The organism is Microbispora oryzae (assembly GCF_017896165.1).
Classification (GTDB): Bacteria; Actinomycetota; Actinomycetes; order Streptosporangiales; family Streptosporangiaceae; genus Microbispora; species Microbispora oryzae.
This window is the reverse complement of record NZ_JAFCNB010000005.1, coordinates 217,511-234,059: the sequence shown is the minus strand read 5'-3', so window position 1 is coordinate 234,059 and position 16,549 is coordinate 217,511. Positions and strand designations below refer to the sequence as shown.

General features: G+C 73.3%; 14 protein-coding genes. All 14 read left to right on the top strand.

The genetic code is table 11. From position 1 onward, the window contains the following. Nucleotides 1-147: 147 nt before the first annotated feature. The 14 genes from JOL79_RS11995 to JOL79_RS11930 all read left to right on the top strand — a co-directional run bounded on the left by JOL79_RS11995 (nt 148) and on the right by JOL79_RS11930 (nt 16,520). Nucleotides 148-1,623 carry an arabinofuranosidase catalytic domain-containing protein gene (locus JOL79_RS11995; protein WP_210155832.1) on the top strand — a complete coding sequence of 492 codons (1,476 nt, stop codon included), beginning with the start codon at nt 148-150 and terminating at the stop codon, nt 1,621-1,623. 181 nt (nt 1,624-1,804) lie between these two features. Beyond that, nucleotides 1,805-2,161 (top strand): CU044_2847 family protein, encoded by a 357-nt coding sequence (locus JOL79_RS11990; protein WP_230984639.1) that lies wholly within the window; start codon nt 1,805-1,807, stop codon nt 2,159-2,161. Nucleotides 2,162-2,165: 4 nt separating this feature from the next. Next, the gene (locus JOL79_RS11985) at nt 2,166-3,848 is read left to right on the top strand and encodes a VMAP-C domain-containing protein (protein WP_210155831.1); all 1,683 of its coding nucleotides are present in this window, start codon (nt 2,166-2,168) and stop codon (nt 3,846-3,848) included. A gap of 1 nt (nt 3,849) precedes the next feature. Beyond that, nucleotides 3,850-4,821: an AAA family ATPase gene (locus JOL79_RS11980; RefSeq protein ID WP_210155830.1), complete on the top strand. Its 972-nt coding sequence runs from the start codon at nt 3,850-3,852 to the stop codon at nt 4,819-4,821. After that, nucleotides 4,811-8,965: an FxSxx-COOH system tetratricopeptide repeat protein gene (gene fxsT / locus JOL79_RS11975; protein WP_269143788.1), complete on the top strand. Its 4,155-nt coding sequence runs from the start codon at nt 4,811-4,813 to the stop codon at nt 8,963-8,965. The genes JOL79_RS11980 and fxsT overlap by 11 nt, the downstream gene beginning before the upstream one ends. Before the next feature lie 109 nt (nt 8,966-9,074). Next, complete coding sequence (locus JOL79_RS11970; RefSeq protein WP_210155829.1) at nt 9,075-9,506, top strand: hypothetical protein; 432 nt, start codon at nt 9,075-9,077, stop codon at nt 9,504-9,506. After that, nucleotides 9,503-10,417, top strand: coding sequence for a hypothetical protein (locus JOL79_RS11965; RefSeq protein WP_210155828.1), 915 nt, complete (start codon nt 9,503-9,505; stop codon nt 10,415-10,417). Before JOL79_RS11970 ends, JOL79_RS11965 begins: the two co-directional genes overlap by 4 nt. Next, nucleotides 10,404-11,744: a V-type ATPase 116kDa subunit family protein gene (locus JOL79_RS11960; RefSeq protein WP_210155827.1), complete on the top strand. Its 1,341-nt coding sequence runs from the start codon at nt 10,404-10,406 to the stop codon at nt 11,742-11,744. Before JOL79_RS11965 ends, JOL79_RS11960 begins: the two co-directional genes overlap by 14 nt. Continuing rightward, nucleotides 11,708-12,070, top strand: a complete 363-nt coding sequence (locus JOL79_RS11955) for an ATP synthase subunit C (RefSeq protein WP_210155826.1) — start codon at nt 11,708-11,710, stop codon at nt 12,068-12,070. Before JOL79_RS11960 ends, JOL79_RS11955 begins: the two co-directional genes overlap by 37 nt. After that, nucleotides 12,067-12,303, top strand: coding sequence for a hypothetical protein (locus JOL79_RS11950; RefSeq protein ID WP_210155825.1), 237 nt, complete (start codon nt 12,067-12,069; stop codon nt 12,301-12,303). The genes JOL79_RS11955 and JOL79_RS11950 overlap by 4 nt, the downstream gene beginning before the upstream one ends. Then, complete coding sequence (locus tag JOL79_RS11945; protein WP_210155824.1) at nt 12,300-12,812, top strand: V-type ATP synthase subunit E family protein; 513 nt, start codon at nt 12,300-12,302, stop codon at nt 12,810-12,812. The genes JOL79_RS11950 and JOL79_RS11945 overlap by 4 nt, the downstream gene beginning before the upstream one ends. Further along, entirely contained in the window at nt 12,800-14,485 is a 1,686-nt protein-coding gene (locus JOL79_RS11940) for a V-type ATP synthase subunit A (protein WP_210155823.1), read from the top strand. The genes JOL79_RS11945 and JOL79_RS11940 overlap by 13 nt, the downstream gene beginning before the upstream one ends. Continuing rightward, the gene (locus JOL79_RS11935; RefSeq protein ID WP_210155822.1) at nt 14,482-15,849 is read left to right on the top strand and encodes a V-type ATP synthase subunit B; all 1,368 of its coding nucleotides are present in this window, start codon (nt 14,482-14,484) and stop codon (nt 15,847-15,849) included. The genes JOL79_RS11940 and JOL79_RS11935 overlap by 4 nt, the downstream gene beginning before the upstream one ends. Next, complete coding sequence (locus JOL79_RS11930; RefSeq protein ID WP_210155821.1) at nt 15,846-16,520, top strand: V-type ATP synthase subunit D; 675 nt, start codon at nt 15,846-15,848, stop codon at nt 16,518-16,520. The genes JOL79_RS11935 and JOL79_RS11930 overlap by 4 nt, the downstream gene beginning before the upstream one ends. Nucleotides 16,521-16,549 lie beyond the last annotated feature (29 nt).

Below are 16,549 nucleotides of genomic sequence, written 5' to 3'. Positions count from 1 at the left end.
ATCACGCTTGACGGGGCATGGCGGCGGCGTATTTGCTCCGCCCACCAGCACCGATATCCCGACACGGAACGGCGGGGTCCCGGCACCGGAAATGTTAGCGATAACAACGCACCGCCGTCCTGCGACGAGTCACCCCCGGGAGTACTCATGAAGATTCCTCGCCTACGGCTCTGGCTCGCCGCCGGGGTCGCCGCGGTGGCCGGCCTCACCGGCACGCTGACCACGACCGCCGCCCAGGCCGCGGCCGGATGCCGGGTCGACTACACGGTGAACAACTCCTGGCCAGGCGGCTTCGGCGCCAACGTCACCATCACCAACCTCGGCGACCCCGTCAACGGCTGGCGGCTGACCTGGTCGTTCACCGCCGGACAGACCATCACCCAGCTGTGGAACGGCACCGTCTCCCAGTCCGGGTCACAGGTCACCGTCACCGACGCCGGATACAACGCCAGCATCGGCACCGGCGGAAACACGTCCTTCGGCTTCAACGGCTCCTGGAACGGCACCAACCCCGTCCCGGCGAGCTTCGCCCTCAACGGCACGACCTGCACCGGCGGCGTCACCACCTCACCGTCGTCCTCGCCCTCGGCTTCGCCGTCGTCCTCCCCGTCGGTTTCGCCTTCGGCCAGCCCCTCGCCCTCGCCGTCCGTCTCGCCGTCGGCGTCCCCGTCGAACCTGCCGTGTGACATCTACGCCGCCGGCGGCACGCCCTGTGTCGCGGCCCACAGCACGACGCGGGCGCTGTTCCGCTCCTACAGCGGGAACCTCTACCAGGTGCGGCGTTCGTCGGACAACACGACCAGGAACATCGGCGTGCTGACCACGGGCGGCACCGCCAACGCCGCGACCCAGGACTCCTTCTGCGCCGGCACCTCCTGCGTCATCACGATCGTGTACGACCAGTCCGGGCACGGCAACAACGTGGCCTACCAGGGATCGGGCGGAGCGGGCGGCTCGGACACCCCGGCGAACGCGACCTCGGAGTCCCTGACCGTCGGCGGCGGCAAGGCGTACTCGCTGTACATCCGTCCGGGCAACAGCTACTGGCGCGACGGCCACACCACCGGCATTCCCACGGGCAGTGCCCCCGAGGGCATGTACATGGTCACCAGCGGTACCCACGTCAACAGCGGCTGCTGCTTCGACTACGGCAACAGCGAGACCACCCGCAAGGCCGACGGCGCGGGCGCGATGGACGCCATCTACTTCGGCACGAGCTGCTGGTTCGGCGGGTGCTCCGGCTCCGGCCCGTGGGTGCAGGCCGACCTCGAGTACGGCCTCTACCCCGGCGGCAGCCAGTCGTGGAACCCCAACCAGCGGGCGTTCACCAGCAAGTTCGTCACCGCGATGCTGAAGAACAACGGCACCACCCGCTTCGCCATCAAGGGCGCCAACGCCCAGTCCGGCGGCGTCACCACCCTGTGGGACGGCGCGCTGCCCCGCGGCTACAACCCGATGAAGAAGCAGGGCGCCATCATCCTGGGCAGCGGCGGCGACTGCTGTCTCGGCAACACCAACCTGAGCCAGGGCACCTTCTACGAAGGAGCGATGGTCTCGGGTTATCCCTCCGACGCCACGGAGAACGCGATCCAGGCCAACATCATCGCCGCCGGCTACCGGTAAACGGTCCGCTGCGATAACCGGCTGCTCGCGGCAGCGCTCGGTCGCCGGCCCCGGTGGGAGTGGACCACCGGGGCCGGCGCCGTTCCCGTTTCGAATGCCTGTCGAGGAACGCCAATAGTCGCTACTTTGGTGATATTCGGGGATTCCTCAGCCGGCTCACGGGACGACAGGGCACGAATCTATGGCGTACCAAGTGGTGCGATGGGATATCGACGGCGGCTCGGTTTTCGTCGAAACGCCGGATGACGAAATCGGCGGATGGGCTCCCGCCACTCCCTTCCGGGGCGGTGTCATACGTGAGGCGACGGTCCGCTTCGAGGACGCCCTCGTGAGCGTGCGAGACGCCGCGATCAGTGCCTTGCGGACATTCCGGGAGGCTCCGGCGGAGCCGGACTCGGCGGGTTTGATCGGACCGGACTCCGTGGAGATCGAGTTCGGCGTGAAGCTGGGAACAGCGGCGGGGGCGGTGATCGCCAGGGCTGCGCTTGAAGGTCATCTGACGGTCAAACTGAAGTGGTCGGGGAAGCCGGCCGAGTAGCCTCATGCGGAACCTGTGGCGGGCCCGGATCGACGGCACATGGGAAGGCGCCGAGGCGACGCTGGGGGCGGGATTCCTCGTCGCCCCCGAGTTCGTCCTGACGTGTGCGCACGTGGTCCAGGGCAAGCGTGATCTGCGGGTGAGCTTCACCCAGGCGGAACGGCGTGACCTGATCGGCATTCCCGCGACGGTGCACGCCACGGGCCCCTGGGAACGTGCCGGCGATCGCGGCGACGTGGCCGTGCTGCGACTGCAGAGGCGGGTCGACCTGGAGCGGCCGTTTCTGCTCACCACGCCGGCGACCACGACCGGGCAACTGGCCCACGGCTTTCCCTGGGACGAAGGCGAGGCGGGGGCACCGCTCCGGCTCAACCTCACCTCCGCCGACCTGGTGGGCGAGTGGCTGCACGTCGAGACGGCCACGCCGTACGCGGAGGAGCCGAGGGGCGGGTTCAGCGGCGCCGCGGTGTACGACGAGACGACCGGTGCCGTGATCGGCATGATCACCGATTACTCCGCGAACCCGCGGCGGCTGACCGGCAGGGTGTTGCCGGTGCGGAGTATCCGCCGCTACTGGGAGGAACTGGACGATCTGCTCGATCTCTCCTGGCTTCCGGCCGCGCGGCGGCGGGAGCTGCGCGCCATCGTGCACGGCGCCTCCAGCGAGATGGACCTGCGTGATCTGGTAACCCAGGTGTTCCCCGGCTTCGGCGGCCACCGCGACTTCGGTTCCGTCTGGGACGCGATCCGCTATGTCGGAGAGGAACTGCCGGGCGAGGACCGCCTGGCCCGATTCGTTCCCCGGCTGGCCAGGACGCTGACTCATCGCCGGAAACGGCAGGAACTGGACGCGTGGACCCGCCGCTACCTGCCCGCCGCGGAGACGGTGCGGCCGCGCGAGACGGCGGTCGTCGTCCGGGTCGACTCCTTGAGCGACGGCTACCATCTCACCGTATCCGCCATGATCGACGGTGAGCCGGATCACGGTGCGGGGCCGGCCCTCATCGACAGGGATGACCTGCGCACCAGGGTCGAAGCCGGATTCGAGTCGGTCAGGAGAAAGGTGGCGGGCACCGATCCGCTCTTCGAGTTCATCCTGCCGCAGTCGATGATGCTGGAACCGGTCGACGAATGGGACTTCGCGAAGGGCAGACCGCTGATCGGCCGACGTGTGATCACCCGGTACGTCGACAGGCTCACCGATGTGGACGAGTGGAGTGACTGGGTCGCCCGATCGGACAATCTGCGCAGAGAGCCCCGGGCGACCCCTGAACGGATCGGCTGCCACGGTGAGGATCCCGAGCACCTCTACCTGCAACTGCTGCTGACGAAGCAGGCGTGCGTACTGGTCCACGCGTCCCGGCCCCACGAGGACCTTGTCGCGAGCGAGCTCAAGGCGGGCCTTCCGGTCGTGGTCTGGCCCCGTGACCCCTGTGGGGAGAGTGACCATGACGCCTGTACGGCCCGCCGCCTGTTCGACGACCATCTGGTTCCCCGGATAAGCGACACGCACCCCGACGACCTCCCTGAACTCGTGCGCACGCTCCGGCTTCAGGCCGCCGCGCAGAAGCTGAGAAAACCGGAGGAGCCACACTGCGGCCGGGGATTGACGCTGCTCTGGGACGATCCCAGCAGAATGCCTGACCCTCCTACCTATATGCCTGATTCTGCTATTGGCGAGGCTTAATATGGCGGATTGGTACATTTATACCGGAGTTCCCGGAGCGGCCAGTCAGATCAAGCGGCTGCCTGATCCGCCCAAATGGCGGAACTTCCAGGGCGGGCCCCTTCTGGAGCGCCCCCGTCGCGATCAGGCGAATGATCACCAGGCGCTGAGCTACCGCCCTGACCCGCCCACGGTCGAGCAGGTGAACGCCGCGCTCTACCTGCGCCGTCCCCTGCTCGTGACCGGACGGCCGGGCACCGGGAAGTCGACCCTGGCCTACGCGGTGGCCCGCGAGCTCGGCCTCGGCCCCGTGCTCTACTGGCCGATCACGAGCCGGGCCACCCTGCGGGACGGCCTCTACCAGTACGACCCGCTGACCCGCCTCGCCGCGGCGAGCAGGAACGAGGACGACGCGGACGACGCCGGGCGGTACATCCGGCTCGGGCCGCTGGGAACCGCGCTCCTGCCGTACGAATACCCGCGAGTCCTGCTCATCGACGAGATCGACAAAAGCGACATCGATCTGCCCAACGATCTCCTCACCGTATTCGAGAAGGGCGAGTACGAGATCACCGAACTGTCCCGCGGAGGGACTGCGTCGAGCACGGTGACCAGCGCCGACAACGAGCGGATCACGATCGAGGCGGGCACCGTCCGCTGCCGGGCCTTCCCGTTGGTGATCATGACGAGCAACCGGGAACGCGAGTTTCCGCCCGCCTTCCTGCGCCGCTGCATCCAGCTCGAACTGAGGGAACCCGACGCCGACAAGCTCAGGGAGATCATCGACGCGCACATGGCGGAGCTGGCCGGACAGAGCGACGACCTCATCCAGTTCTTCCTCAACCGCAAGAACCAGGGGCAGCTCGCCACCGACCAGCTCCTGCACGCCGTCTACCTGACCAGCGAAGCGGCCAAGAAGGGTGTCGTCGACCGGCTGGCGCTGGCCGAACGGATCATGCCGTTCCTGAGCGGCGGCCCGTCGGATGACGGCTGACCCGAGGGCCGGCGCCCTGGCAGAGCTGCGCGCGATGCTCCGGGCGCTCGACCCGGCCGTCACGACGCGCGATCTCGCGGACATCCTCTGGCTGGCCTGCCACCTCACGCCCGCGGACGCCGAGGACCAGAAGTCCGGGCCGCCCGCTGAGCCGGTCGACCCGCGGGTCCCGACGCCGGGGCCGGACGGCGCCGGCATCCGGCCCACGCGGCCCGGCCAGGCCGGCGACACCGCACGTGACGCCGCGCGGGGATCCCTGCACCCGGCCGGCGGCGCAGCGGACGGCGACGGAGGCATGGAGGGCCGGACGGTGCGGGTGCCCGCGGCGTCGGCGCTGGGCGACGCGCTGACGGTCCAGCGGGCGCTGCGGCCGATCAAGCGACGCGTCCCGGCACGCCGGTCGCACGTGCTCGACGAGCGGGCGACGGCGGAACGGATCGCCGACAGCGGGCACTGGGTCCCCGTCATGACGGGCTCCCTGGAACGGTGGCTCGACCTCGCGCTCGTCGCCGACACCGGACCCTCCATGTCGATGTGGATGCCCCTGATGCGGGAACTCCGTGACGCGCTCGTCCAGCTCGGCGCCTTCCGCGACGTACGCATGCACAGATTGCTGGGCGACGGGGTGGCGCAGCGGCCCGGGGGCCCGGCCGCACCGGCCGAGATCCTGGTCGATCCCTCAGGACGGCGCGTCGTACTCGTCCTGAGCGACTGCTCGGGCCGGCACTGGTGGGACGGCCGGGCGGCCACGATGCTGCACCGGTGGGCGAAAGCCGGGCCGACGGCCGTCGTCCAGCCGCTTCCCGAACGCATGTGGCGCCGGACGGCGCTGCCGCCGGTTCCCGGCATCGCCCGGTCCGTCCAGCCCGGTGGGGCCAACACCGGGCTCCGTTTCGTCGCGCGCGAGGGACGCGGAGAGCCCGCCGGGATCCCGGTCCCCGTTCTCGGGCTCGCCCCGGCGTCGCTGGGCAACTGGGCACGACTGGTCGCGGGGTCGGCGGGTGAGGGCGCGCCCATGTCGGTGGCCCGGGTGGGCCCCGCGATCCGGTCGGGCGAACGACGGATCGGCCGGGAGAGCGAGCTGACCGCCACGGAGAAGGTGCGCCGCTTCCGTATGGTGGCCTCGCCCGAGGCCGCGGCCCTCGCCGCCTACACCGCCACGTCGGCCGCGTCGCTGCCCGTGATACGGCTCATCCAGCAGCGGATGCTCCCCCGTTCCCGGCCGGACCACCTGGCGGAGGTCCTCCTCAGCGGTCTGCTGCGGCCACTGGGAGGCGAGCGGTACGCGTTCGTCGACGGGGCGAGGGAGGCGCTGCTCGCCACGTTGCCGCGCTCGGAGTCATGGCGTGCCGTCGCCGTGCTGCGCCGGGTGTCCGCGGACATCGAGCGGCGCGCGGGCACGGCGGCGGAGACCTTCACGGCGCTGCTCCGCGTGCGGCCCGGCTCCGGCACCCTGGGCGCGGAGCCGGAGGGACAGCCCTTCGCGCTGGTCAGCCCGGACGCCGTGCGCATCCTGGACCAGCTCGCGATTCCCCTCCTGACGGCGCACGACGGCTCCGAACCCCCGGACACGGGGAAGGGCCCGGACGACGGCGCCGCGCGGCCCCTGGCACCGGGGCGGCCCGGCGACCCGCGGCCGGGCGTCTCCCACGCGGGAACGGGCGGGGGAGACCCGGAGGTCTGGGAGCACGTCCCGCTGAGGAACCCGTATTTCACCGGCCGCGAGTCCCTGCTCCGCAGGCTACGGGAGAACTTCCTGACCGCGCCGCCGCAGGCACAGGGCCTGCTCGGACCCGGGGGAGTCGGCAAGACCCAGACGGCCCTGGAGTACGCCTGGCGCTACCGCGAAACCTATGACCTCGTCTGGTGGATCGCGGCGGATTACCCCGACCTGGTGCCGTCAGCCCTCGCCGCCATGGCGCCTCGGCTCGGGCTCCCTCCCGCCTCTGAGGTGGGCACCTGGGAGGCGGCCCAGATGGTGCGCCAGACCCTCGCACGCGGTGAGCCGTACGCACGCTGGCTGCTGATTCTCGACGGCGCCGACGACCCGGAGATCATCGCGGACCTGGTCCCGTACGGTCACGGTCATGTCCTGATCACCTCCCGTCACCCGGGATGGGCCGAGCACTGCGTGGTCGGCGAAGTCGACGTCTTCTCCCGCGAAGAGAGCGTGAGTTTCGTCAGGCGGCGGCTGGGCGCCGACGTTCCGGACGCCGACGCCGCCCGGCTGGCGGAGGCGCTGGGCGACCTTCCGCTGGCGCTCGGGCACGCCGCGGCGCTTCAGCGCGCGACGGGCATGTCGATCGAGGATCACCTCGGCGCTCTCGACTCGCGCGCCACCGGATCGATCGAGGACGGCCGGGCCGAATATCCGAGGTCGATGACGGAGGCCTGGGCGCTGTCGGTCGCCGCGCTGGAAGATCGGATGCCCGGAGCGCTGGAACTCCTGCGCTGTTGCGCCTTCTTCGGGCCCGAACCCATCCCGCGTGATGTGTTCCGCCGGGGCGCCGCCGTCGCGGGGCCGCGGTCGCGCCCCATCCTGGCGGATCCGATCCTGTTCACCAAGGCGCTCGGGGAGATGAGCCGGCTCGCGCTTGTGAAGATCGACGGGACGGCGGGCACCGTCCAGGTGCACCGTCTGATCCAGGAATTGCTCCGCGACGCGCTGACGGAGGAGACGCGCGGCGAGTTCCGCCACCAGGTGCACCTCCTGCTGGCCAACGGGGCGCCGCCGGATCCCGAGGACACGGGCGGATGGCCGCGCTTCGCACAACTGGTGCCGCACGTCGGTCCCTCAAGCCTCGCGGAGTGCGCCGAATCGTCCGTTCGCCGGTTCGCGCTCGACGTCGTGCGCTATCTCTGCCTCATCGGTGATTACCATTCGGCGCGGAGCATGGCGACGACGCTCGTTCAGACGTGGTCGGACATGAGCGGTCCCAGCCATGCGGACGTCTTGGTGGCGCGCGGGCACCTGGCCGACGCACTCAGGAGCCTCGGCCGGTACGCCGAGGCGTACGAGCTGGGATCCAGCACGGTGAGCGCGATGCGAGACACGCTCGGCGCGGAGCACGCGGACACTCTCTTCGCGACGGACTCCCTGGGCGCCTCGACGCGTGCCGTGGGGGCGTTCTCCAGAGCATGGGAAGTCGACACCGAGTCATTGGAGGCGCACGAGAGAGTCTTCGGCATCGCGGACCGGCGCACGCTGCGCGCGCTGCGCCACCTCGGGATCGATCGCATGCTCACCGGCGACTACGCCGCGGCCCTGGAAACGCACCAGCGGAGCTTCATGGAGCTGAGTGGCCTGGCGGGCGGCGCGGCCCACGACCTGACCGCGTCGTGGGCCGGTCTCGCCGGCGCGGTCCGGCTGTGCGGCGATTACGGGGCGGCGATCGACCTGGGAAGTGAGGCGCTGGCGTACGCGCGGCGGGAACTGGGGTACGACCATCCCGCCTCTTTGCGGACGGCCGTGGAGCTGTCCATCGCCATGCGCCAGAGCGGAGAGCACGACACCGCCCTCGAACTGGCAAGGGACGCGTACGACCGGCTCATCCGTGTTTGGGGTGACGACCACCCCGACACCCTGGCCGCCATGGTCACGCTCTCCAACGCGCTGCGCTCTGCCGGAGCTCTCGGTGACGCCTACGAGCTCGCGCGAGGCGCGGTCGACCGCTGTCCCGCTGTCTATGGCGACGGCCATCCGTTCGTCGGCGGCTGCAGGCTGAACCTGGCCCTGCTGTACCGGCGGCGCGGTGATCCCGCCACGGCCCGGGACCTGGATCTGCACACCCTGGAGGCCCTGACCGGCGACATGGGCCGTGACCACGATTACACGCTGTCGTGCGCGGTCAACCTGCAGAGCGACCTGGCCGCGCTCGGAGACCTCTCCGGGGCCCGTCACCTGGGTGAAAACACCTACCAGCGGCTGCGGATGGTGTTAGGAGACGATCACGTCCGCACACTCGCCTGCGGGGCCAATCTGGCTCAGGATCTCCGGGCCGCCGGGCTGGAGGAGGAGGGGACGCGCCTGCACGAGGAGACGATCGATGCCTATCGCCGTACGGCACCGGCGAACCGGCCGGACGCCGTCGCGGCCAGGGAGGGCCGGCGGGTCGACTGCGACTTCGACCCCGTGCCGCTCTGACCCGGCTCGACGCGACGCCTGCTCGCGGCCCTTGACGGCGCTTTGACCTGCGGAGATCTGCACGGCGTGGCTCCTACGGGGCATCACCACCTCTGAGGGGTGGTGAGCGATGGCCCGGTTGCGTGACTTCCTCGAACGATTCCGGCCGGCGGGGGTGCCGGGGGCCGCGGCGCCCGCCGGGGTCCCGGCCGAGGCGGCCGACGAGGCCGCCGAGCTGGAGGCGGTCTTCTCGGCCCTCGGCGAGGTGCGGGACAGGTGTGCCCGCGAGATCGACACCGCGGAGCGCGCCGCCCGGGAGATCCGCGAACGGGGCCACGCCGAGGCCGCCGCCCTCGTCGCGTCGGCCCGGCTGGCGGCGGAGGCGGAACGGGCGAGCGCCGCCTCGTCCGTTCTCCGCAGGTCGGAGGAGGAGAACGAGGCCCTGATGCGTGCCGCCGCCCAGGCGGCCGCCGACGTCCGCCGGAGGGCGGAGACCCTGATACCGCGGGAGGTGGCGCGGGTAGTCGCGGAGGTGCGGTCCCTGGCCGGTGATCCGCCGTGACGGCCGCCTGGGTCGCCGGCTCGACCCGGGCGAGAGGGCTGGTCCGGCGGGGGCTCGGCCTGCCGGAGGCCAGGCGGCTGGCCGCCCGCGGGTCCGCCGCCGAGGCGGTGGCGGCGCTGGCCGCCACTCCCTACTGCCACGACGTGCGGCCCGGTCAGAGCGTGCCGGAGGCGCAGTGGGCGGTCCTGGCCACCCTCCTGTGGCACCTGCGTGTCCTCGCCGGATGGCTGCCGCGCGAAGGCGGGCAGTTGGTCCGGGTCCTCGCCCGCTGGTTCGAGATCGCCAACGTGGACGAGTCGCTGTGCCGGCTCGCCGGTGGGCCGCCCGATCCCGAGTTCGTGCTCGGCTCGCTCGGTACGGCGTGGCCGCGGTTGCGGCGGTGCGGGACGCCCGGCGAGATCCGGGCGACGCTGGCCGCCTCCCCGTGGGGCGACCCGGGCGGGGCGGGCCGCCGCGAGATCCAGCTCGGCATGCGGCTGGCCTGGGCCGAGCGGCTCGCCGACGCCGTGCCACCGGCCGCGCGCACGTGGGTGGCGGGCGCGACCGCGCTGCTGGTGGCCCGGGAACGGCACGCCGAGGGGCGCGACCTTCCCCCGGGCGCGCGCGACCGCTGCGAGGTGCTGCTGGGCCGTGGTGCCGTCGCGGCGCCGTCGCTCCCGGCGATGGCGGGGCGGCTGCCCGCCGCCGCCCGGTGGGCGCTGCGGGATGTGTCCGATCCCGGGGAGCTGTGGGCGGCCGAACGGCGGTGGTGGCGGCGGGTGGACGAGGACGGCCGCGCGCTGCTGGCGGGTTCCGGCTTCTCGTCCGACCCTGTGGTGGGGGCGGTGGCCGTGCTCGCCGTGGACGCCCACAGAGTGCGCGCCGCGCTCGAACTGGCCGCGAGGGGAGGCGGCGGAGATGTCCTCATCTGAGCCGTCCTCATCTGAGCCGGTCCGGCCCCCGCCCGGGAAGGCGACCTGGCGTGCCGCCCTGCGGCCGGTACGCATGCAACGGGTCGCGATCGTCGCTCCCGCGAGATCCACGGCGACCGTGTTCACCGAGATGGGGGAGGCGGGCATGGTCGAGCTGGCCGCACCCGCGGACGCCTCTCTGGAGACCGTCACGACGTCGGCCGTGGTCCGCGACGACGTCGCGGCGATCGCCGGCTGGACGCCCGCCGCGCTGGTCGCCGAACTGTCGGCCCGTCTGGCGCCGCACGGCGGCGCGGTCGTCCCGATCCCCCGGCCGAGAGGCGTCGAGGCGCCGTCCCTGCTGCGGTCGGACGGCCTTCGCGGGCCGCTGTCCGCGCTCGTCGCGACGTACGGCACCGTGCCGTACCGGGACATCGACCCCACGCCTCTGGCGGCCGGCGCCTACATGGTGATGTTCGGCATGATGTTCGGCGACGTCGGCCACGGGCTGCTGCTGCTCCTCGCCGCGGCCGGGCTGCGTCTCGGCCGCCCGCGAGGGCTGGCCCGCTTCCGGCGGGCCTGGCCGTTCGCCGCGGGCGCCGGGCTGACGAGCGTGCTGTTCGGCCTGCTGTACGGCGAGTGCTTCGGCCCGACGGGCGTGGTGCCGGTGCTGTGGCTGGAGCCGCTGACCCATCCCATCCAGCTTCTCCTCGCCGCGCTCGGCGTGGGCGCCCTGCTGCTCGGCTGCGCCCATCTGCTCGGCATCGTGAACCGCTGGCGCGAGGGCGGCTGGCCGGTCGCGCTCTACTCCTCGGCGGGCATCGCCGGGGCGGCGGTGTTCCTCGGGGCCGGTCTCGCGGTCGCCGGCTGGTACGCGGGGCTGGACGTGGTCGCCGTGGCGGGAGGCCTGATCGCCGCTGTGGGCCTCACGCTCGCCTTCGCCGGTTTCCTGGCCGAGGCGGGCGGCGGCGCGAGCGGGACGGCGCAGGCCGTCATGCGGCTGTTCGACGTGGTCGTCCGGCTCGGCGCCAACGTCGTGTCGTTCGCGCGGCTGGCCGCGTTCGGCCTTACCCACGCCGCGATCGGCGCGGTCGTCTGGGGCGGCGCCAGTGCGCTGTGGCCGGGCCGGCCCGTCATCGCGGCGGTCGTCTTCGTCGTGGGCAACGTGGTCGCGCTCGCGATCGAGGGACTCGTGGTCGGCATCCAGGCGCTGCGCCTGGAGTACTACGAGCTGTTCTCCCGGCTCTTCCAGGCCGAGGGGCGCCCGTTCCGGCCCTGGCGCCCGCCACCGACATCCAGGGAGGCCCCGTCATGTCCGTCTGGATCAGGCGAAGCCTGCACGCGGTGAACGCGGTCGTCGCGCTGGCCGCCCTCGCCCTCCTCGTCAGCGTCCTGACCACACGCGGCGCCCCGGCCGCCGCCACGGGAGCGACCCAGGCGGCCCCCGGCGCCCCGGCGTCCGTCAACGGGACGGCGCTGCTCGGCGCGGCGATCGCCGTGGCGGGTTCGGCGATCGGGGCGGGCATCGCCGTCGCCTACACCGGAGCGGCCGCCCTCGCCGCGATGAGCGAGCGGCCCGAGCTGTTCGGACGGGCCATCGTCATCGTCGGACTGGCCGAAGGCATCGCGATCTACGGGCTCGTCGTCGGCGTCATCCTCATCGGGCGCGCGTGACGGCCATGGGCGTCGTGGCGGTCATCGGGGAGTCCGTACGGGTGGCGGTCTACGCGACGGCGGGCGCCCTGGTGCTGCCCGCGGAGGATGCGGAGGCGGCCCGCGAGGCGTGGCGGACGCTCGGCCCCGAGGTGGCGGTGGTGATCCTCACCCCGGCGGCGGCGCGGTCCCTCGCCGCCGAGGAGACCCCGGAGACTCCCGGTGGGCCGCCGGCGGTGGTGATGCCGCAGTGATCGACACGCGGGCGGCGCTGACGCCGGTGGCCGAGGCCCTGCTGCGGCAGGCGCGGCTCGACGCCCGCGCGACCACGGCGGCGGCGGAGCGCGAGGCCGCCGAGACGGTCGCGGCGGCCCGGCGCCGGGCCCGGGACCTGGTCGCCGAGGCCCGCGAGCAGGGGGAGGCGGAGGCCCGGGCGCGCGCCGCGGCCGAACGGGCGCGGGCCCGCCGGCGGGCCCGGACGGTTGAGCTGACCGCCCGGCGCGAGGTCTGGGACGACCTGCGGGAAAGGGCGGTCACGGAGGTCCGGAAGCTGCGGGACGACCCCTGCTATCCCCGGCTGATGAAGCGGCTGAGCGAGCTGGCCCGTGACTCGGGCGGCGACGACCTGGTGACGCGGGAGCACCCAGGCGGCGGGGTCGTGGCCGAGGGGCGGGGCCGTCGGGTCGACTGCTCGCTCGGCACGCTCGCCGCCCGGGCCGTCGAGGCGCTCGGAGCGGAGGTGGAGCGGCTGTGGGCACCGTGACCCGGGTCAACGGCCCGCTGGTCGAGGTCGTGGGGCTGGCCGGGGCGGCGATGTTCGAACTGGTCGCCCTCGGGCATCACCGCCTGCCCGGCGAGGTCATCGCCCTGCGCGGCGACCGGGCGACCGTCCAGGCGTACGAGTACACCGGCGGGCTCGCCCCCGGTCACCCCGCCGTACGACAGGGCAGGCCGCTGTCCGCGTCGCTCGGCCCGCACCTGCTCGGCGGGGTGTTCGACGGTCTGCTCCGCCCGCTCGGCGGCGCGGGCATGTGGCTCGACCCGGCCGCGCCGCCGCCCGCGCACGCCGCCCGATCCTGGCGGTTCGAACCGCTCGTGGCGGAGGGGCGGCCGGCGCCACGCGGGACGGCCGTTGGGAGCGTCGTGAACGGGGTCTCGCCGCCCTACCTGCTGCTGTCGCCCGGCGGAGAGGTGTCCGGGATCCGGCCGCCGGGCCCCTGCGCCGCCGGGACGCCCGTCGCGGTCGTCGGCGGCGTCGAGATCACCCTGGAGCGGGAGCAGCCGGTGCGGCAGGCCCTGCCGTACGCGGCGCGGCTGGAGGACGCCCTCCCCCTGACGACCGGGCAGCGGGTCGTCGACCTGCTTTTCCCCGTGTCCCTGGGCGGGACGGTGGCCGTGCCCGGCGGCTTCGGCACCGGCAAGACCGTGCTCCTGCAACAGATCGCCAAGTGGTGCGACGCCGACGTCGTGGTGTACGTCGGATGCGGTGAGCGCGGCAACGAGATGGCCGACGTGGTCGCCGATCTGGGCCGCCTGACCGACCCCCGCACCGGCGGGCGGCTCGCCGACCGGACCGTGGTCATAGCCAACACCTCCAACATGCCGATGATGGCCAGGGAGGCCAGCGTCTACACCGGCGTCACGGTCGCCGAGCACTTCCGCGACATGGGCTACGACGCCGTGGTCATCGCCGACTCGACCTCCCGCTGGGCCGAGGCGCTGCGCGAGCTGGGCTCCCGCAGCGGGGCGCTGCCCGCCGAGGAGGGCTACCCCGCCGACCTCGCCTCCGCTCTCGCGGCCTTCTACGAGAGATCGGGACGGGTCACCACGGCCGGCGGCGCCACGGGATCGGTCACGATCATCGGCGCGGTGTCCCCGCCCGGTGGCGACATGACAGAACCGGTCACCGTCCACACCCAGCGCTTCGTCCGGTCCGTGTGGGCGCTGGACCGCGACCTCGCGTACGCGCGCCACTACCCGGCCGTGTCGTGGGAGGGGTCGTTCGCCCGCGACGCCGACGCGCTGGCGGCGCGGGCGCCAGGCGGTGTGCGGCGGCGTGCCCGGGTGGGCGCGCTGCTCACGGAGGCCGGCCGGCTGGCGGCCCTGGCCGAGCTGGTCGGCTCGGCGACGCTTCCCCCGCACGAGCGGGTGGTGCTGCTCGCCGGGCGGTTGATCCGCGAGGGCTTCCTGCGGCAGAGCGCGCTCAGCCCCGGCGACGCCTACTGCCGGCCGGAGCGCACCGCCCTGATCGCCGACGCGCTGCTCGCGGTCGTCGACCGCTGCCAGGACCTGGTCGAGCGCGGGGTGCCGGTCGCGCGGATCGAACAGCAGGACTTCTCCCCGATGCTGCGGGCCGGGGAGACGCCGGAGAACGAGGTCCCGGCGCGGCGCGACGCGGTGCTGAACGCGCTTGACGGGCTGGCCGGACCGCGATGACCGTACCGGTGGAGTACACCGACGTGGCCGAGCTCCGCGGTCCGCTGGTCGTCGTCCGCGGCGTGCGGGGGGTCGGCTGGGACGAGTACGCGTCGATCGAGCTGGAGTCCGGCGAGCTCCGGCACGGTCTCGTCCTGGAGGCCGATCGCGACCTCGCCGTGGTCCAGGTGTTCGAGGGGACCGCCGGGATCCGGGCCGAGGGCACCCGGGTGGCGTTCGCCGGGCGGCCGATGCGCATCCCGGTCGGCCCCGGGTGGCAGGGGCGTGTCTGCGACGGGCGCGGACGGCCGATCGACGGGGGGCCGCCGGTCTTCGGGGCGGACGACGCCGCGGTGGCCGGGCTTCCCCTCAATCCCACGCTGCGCGAACCGCCGTCGGATCCCGTGCTGACCGGCGTCTCCGCGATCGACCTGCTCACCACGCTGGTGCGCGGCCAGAAGATCGCGGTGTTCTCCTCCGGCGGCCTGCCCCACCTGGAGCTGGCCGCCCAGATCGCCGCCCAGGCCGGGGCCGGCGGCGAGCCGTTCGCCATCGTGTTCGGCGCTGTCGGGCTGACCCACGCCGACGCGGCGGCCGTTCGGGACACGCTGGAGGAGCGCTCCGCCGCCGGCGAGCTGACGCTGCTGCTGAACCTAGCCGACGACCCCGTGATCGAGCGGATGCTCACCCCGCGCATCGCGCTGACCGTCGCCGAGCACCTCGCCTTCGCCATGGGGCGCCACGTCCTGGTGGTCCTGGCCGACATGACCAGTTACTGCGAGGCGCTGCGGGAGGTGTCCGCGGCGCGCGGCGAGGTCCCCGCCCGGCGGGCGTACCCCGGCTATCTCTACAGCGACCTCGCGTCCCTGTACGAGCGGTGCGGGCGGGTGCGCGGCCGCCCCGGCTCCATCACCGTGCTGCCGGTCGTCAGCATGCCGGCCGGGGACATCACCCACCCGGTGCCCGACCTGACCGGCTACATCACGGAGGGCCAGATCCTGCTGAGCCGCGACGTGTCCGCGTATCCGCACATCGATCCGCTGTCGTCGCTGTCGAGGATGATGCGGGCGGGCACCGGACCGGGCCGCACGCGGCCGGGGCACATGGACCTCGCCGCGCAGATCCTGGCCGCGCTTTCGCGCGCACGGCAGGCCGCCGAGCTGGCCGAACTGGCCGGCGAGAGCGCTCTCAGCCCCGTCGAGCACCGCTATCTCGCCCTGGCCGACGCGTTCGAACGGCGGCTGCTCGCGCAGCGCCGCGACGAGTCCCGTTCGCTCGACGAGACCTTCGACCGCGCCTGGCGGGTGGTCTCCGCCCTGCCCCGGCGGGAGCTGTCCCTGCTGCCGGACGAGGCGCTCGACGCGCACTACCAGGAGGAGAGATGAGGCTCCGCGTCCCTCCCGGCCGGGCCGGCCGCCTGTGGCTGCGCCACCGCCTCGACGTCGTACGGCACGGCCTGGCCGTGCTCGACCGCAAGCTCCGCGTCCTGCGGCGGGAACGAGACCGGCTCGCGGACCGCGCGGCCCGCACAGGAGAGGAGTGGACGGCGGCCTGCCGGACCGCCGACGTCTGGTCGGCGCGGGCAGCCGCGCTCGGCGGCCGCAGGGCGATCCGGCTCGCCGGCGGGGGACCTCTCGCCGAGGTGCGGGTGGACTGGGCCGACGCGATGGGGACGAGCCGTCCCGACCGGGTCGTCTTCGTGCCGCCGGAGCCCGGCGACGCCGCGTCGCTGCCGCTCACCGCCGCTCTGATCCCCGCCAGGGAGGCGTGCCTCGCCGCGCTGCGCGCCGCCGTCGAGCACGCGGCCGCCGCGGCGGCCGAGCGCATCATGGCCGCGGAGGAGGCCGCGACCCGCCGCCGCATCCGGGCGCTGCGCGACCACGTCCTGCCCGCCATGGAGGCCGCGCTGAGCGTTCTTGAGCTGTCGCTCGACGAGGCCGAACGCGCGGAGGCCGTTCAGGCGCGCCGGGCCGCCGCCCGCCGGGCCGGTGACGCCGCGCCACGCCCAGGCCCACCGCCCGATCCGCCGCCAGATCCGGTCGACGGCGGCGGCTGACGGCAGCGGCTGACGGCGGCCGGTGGCGG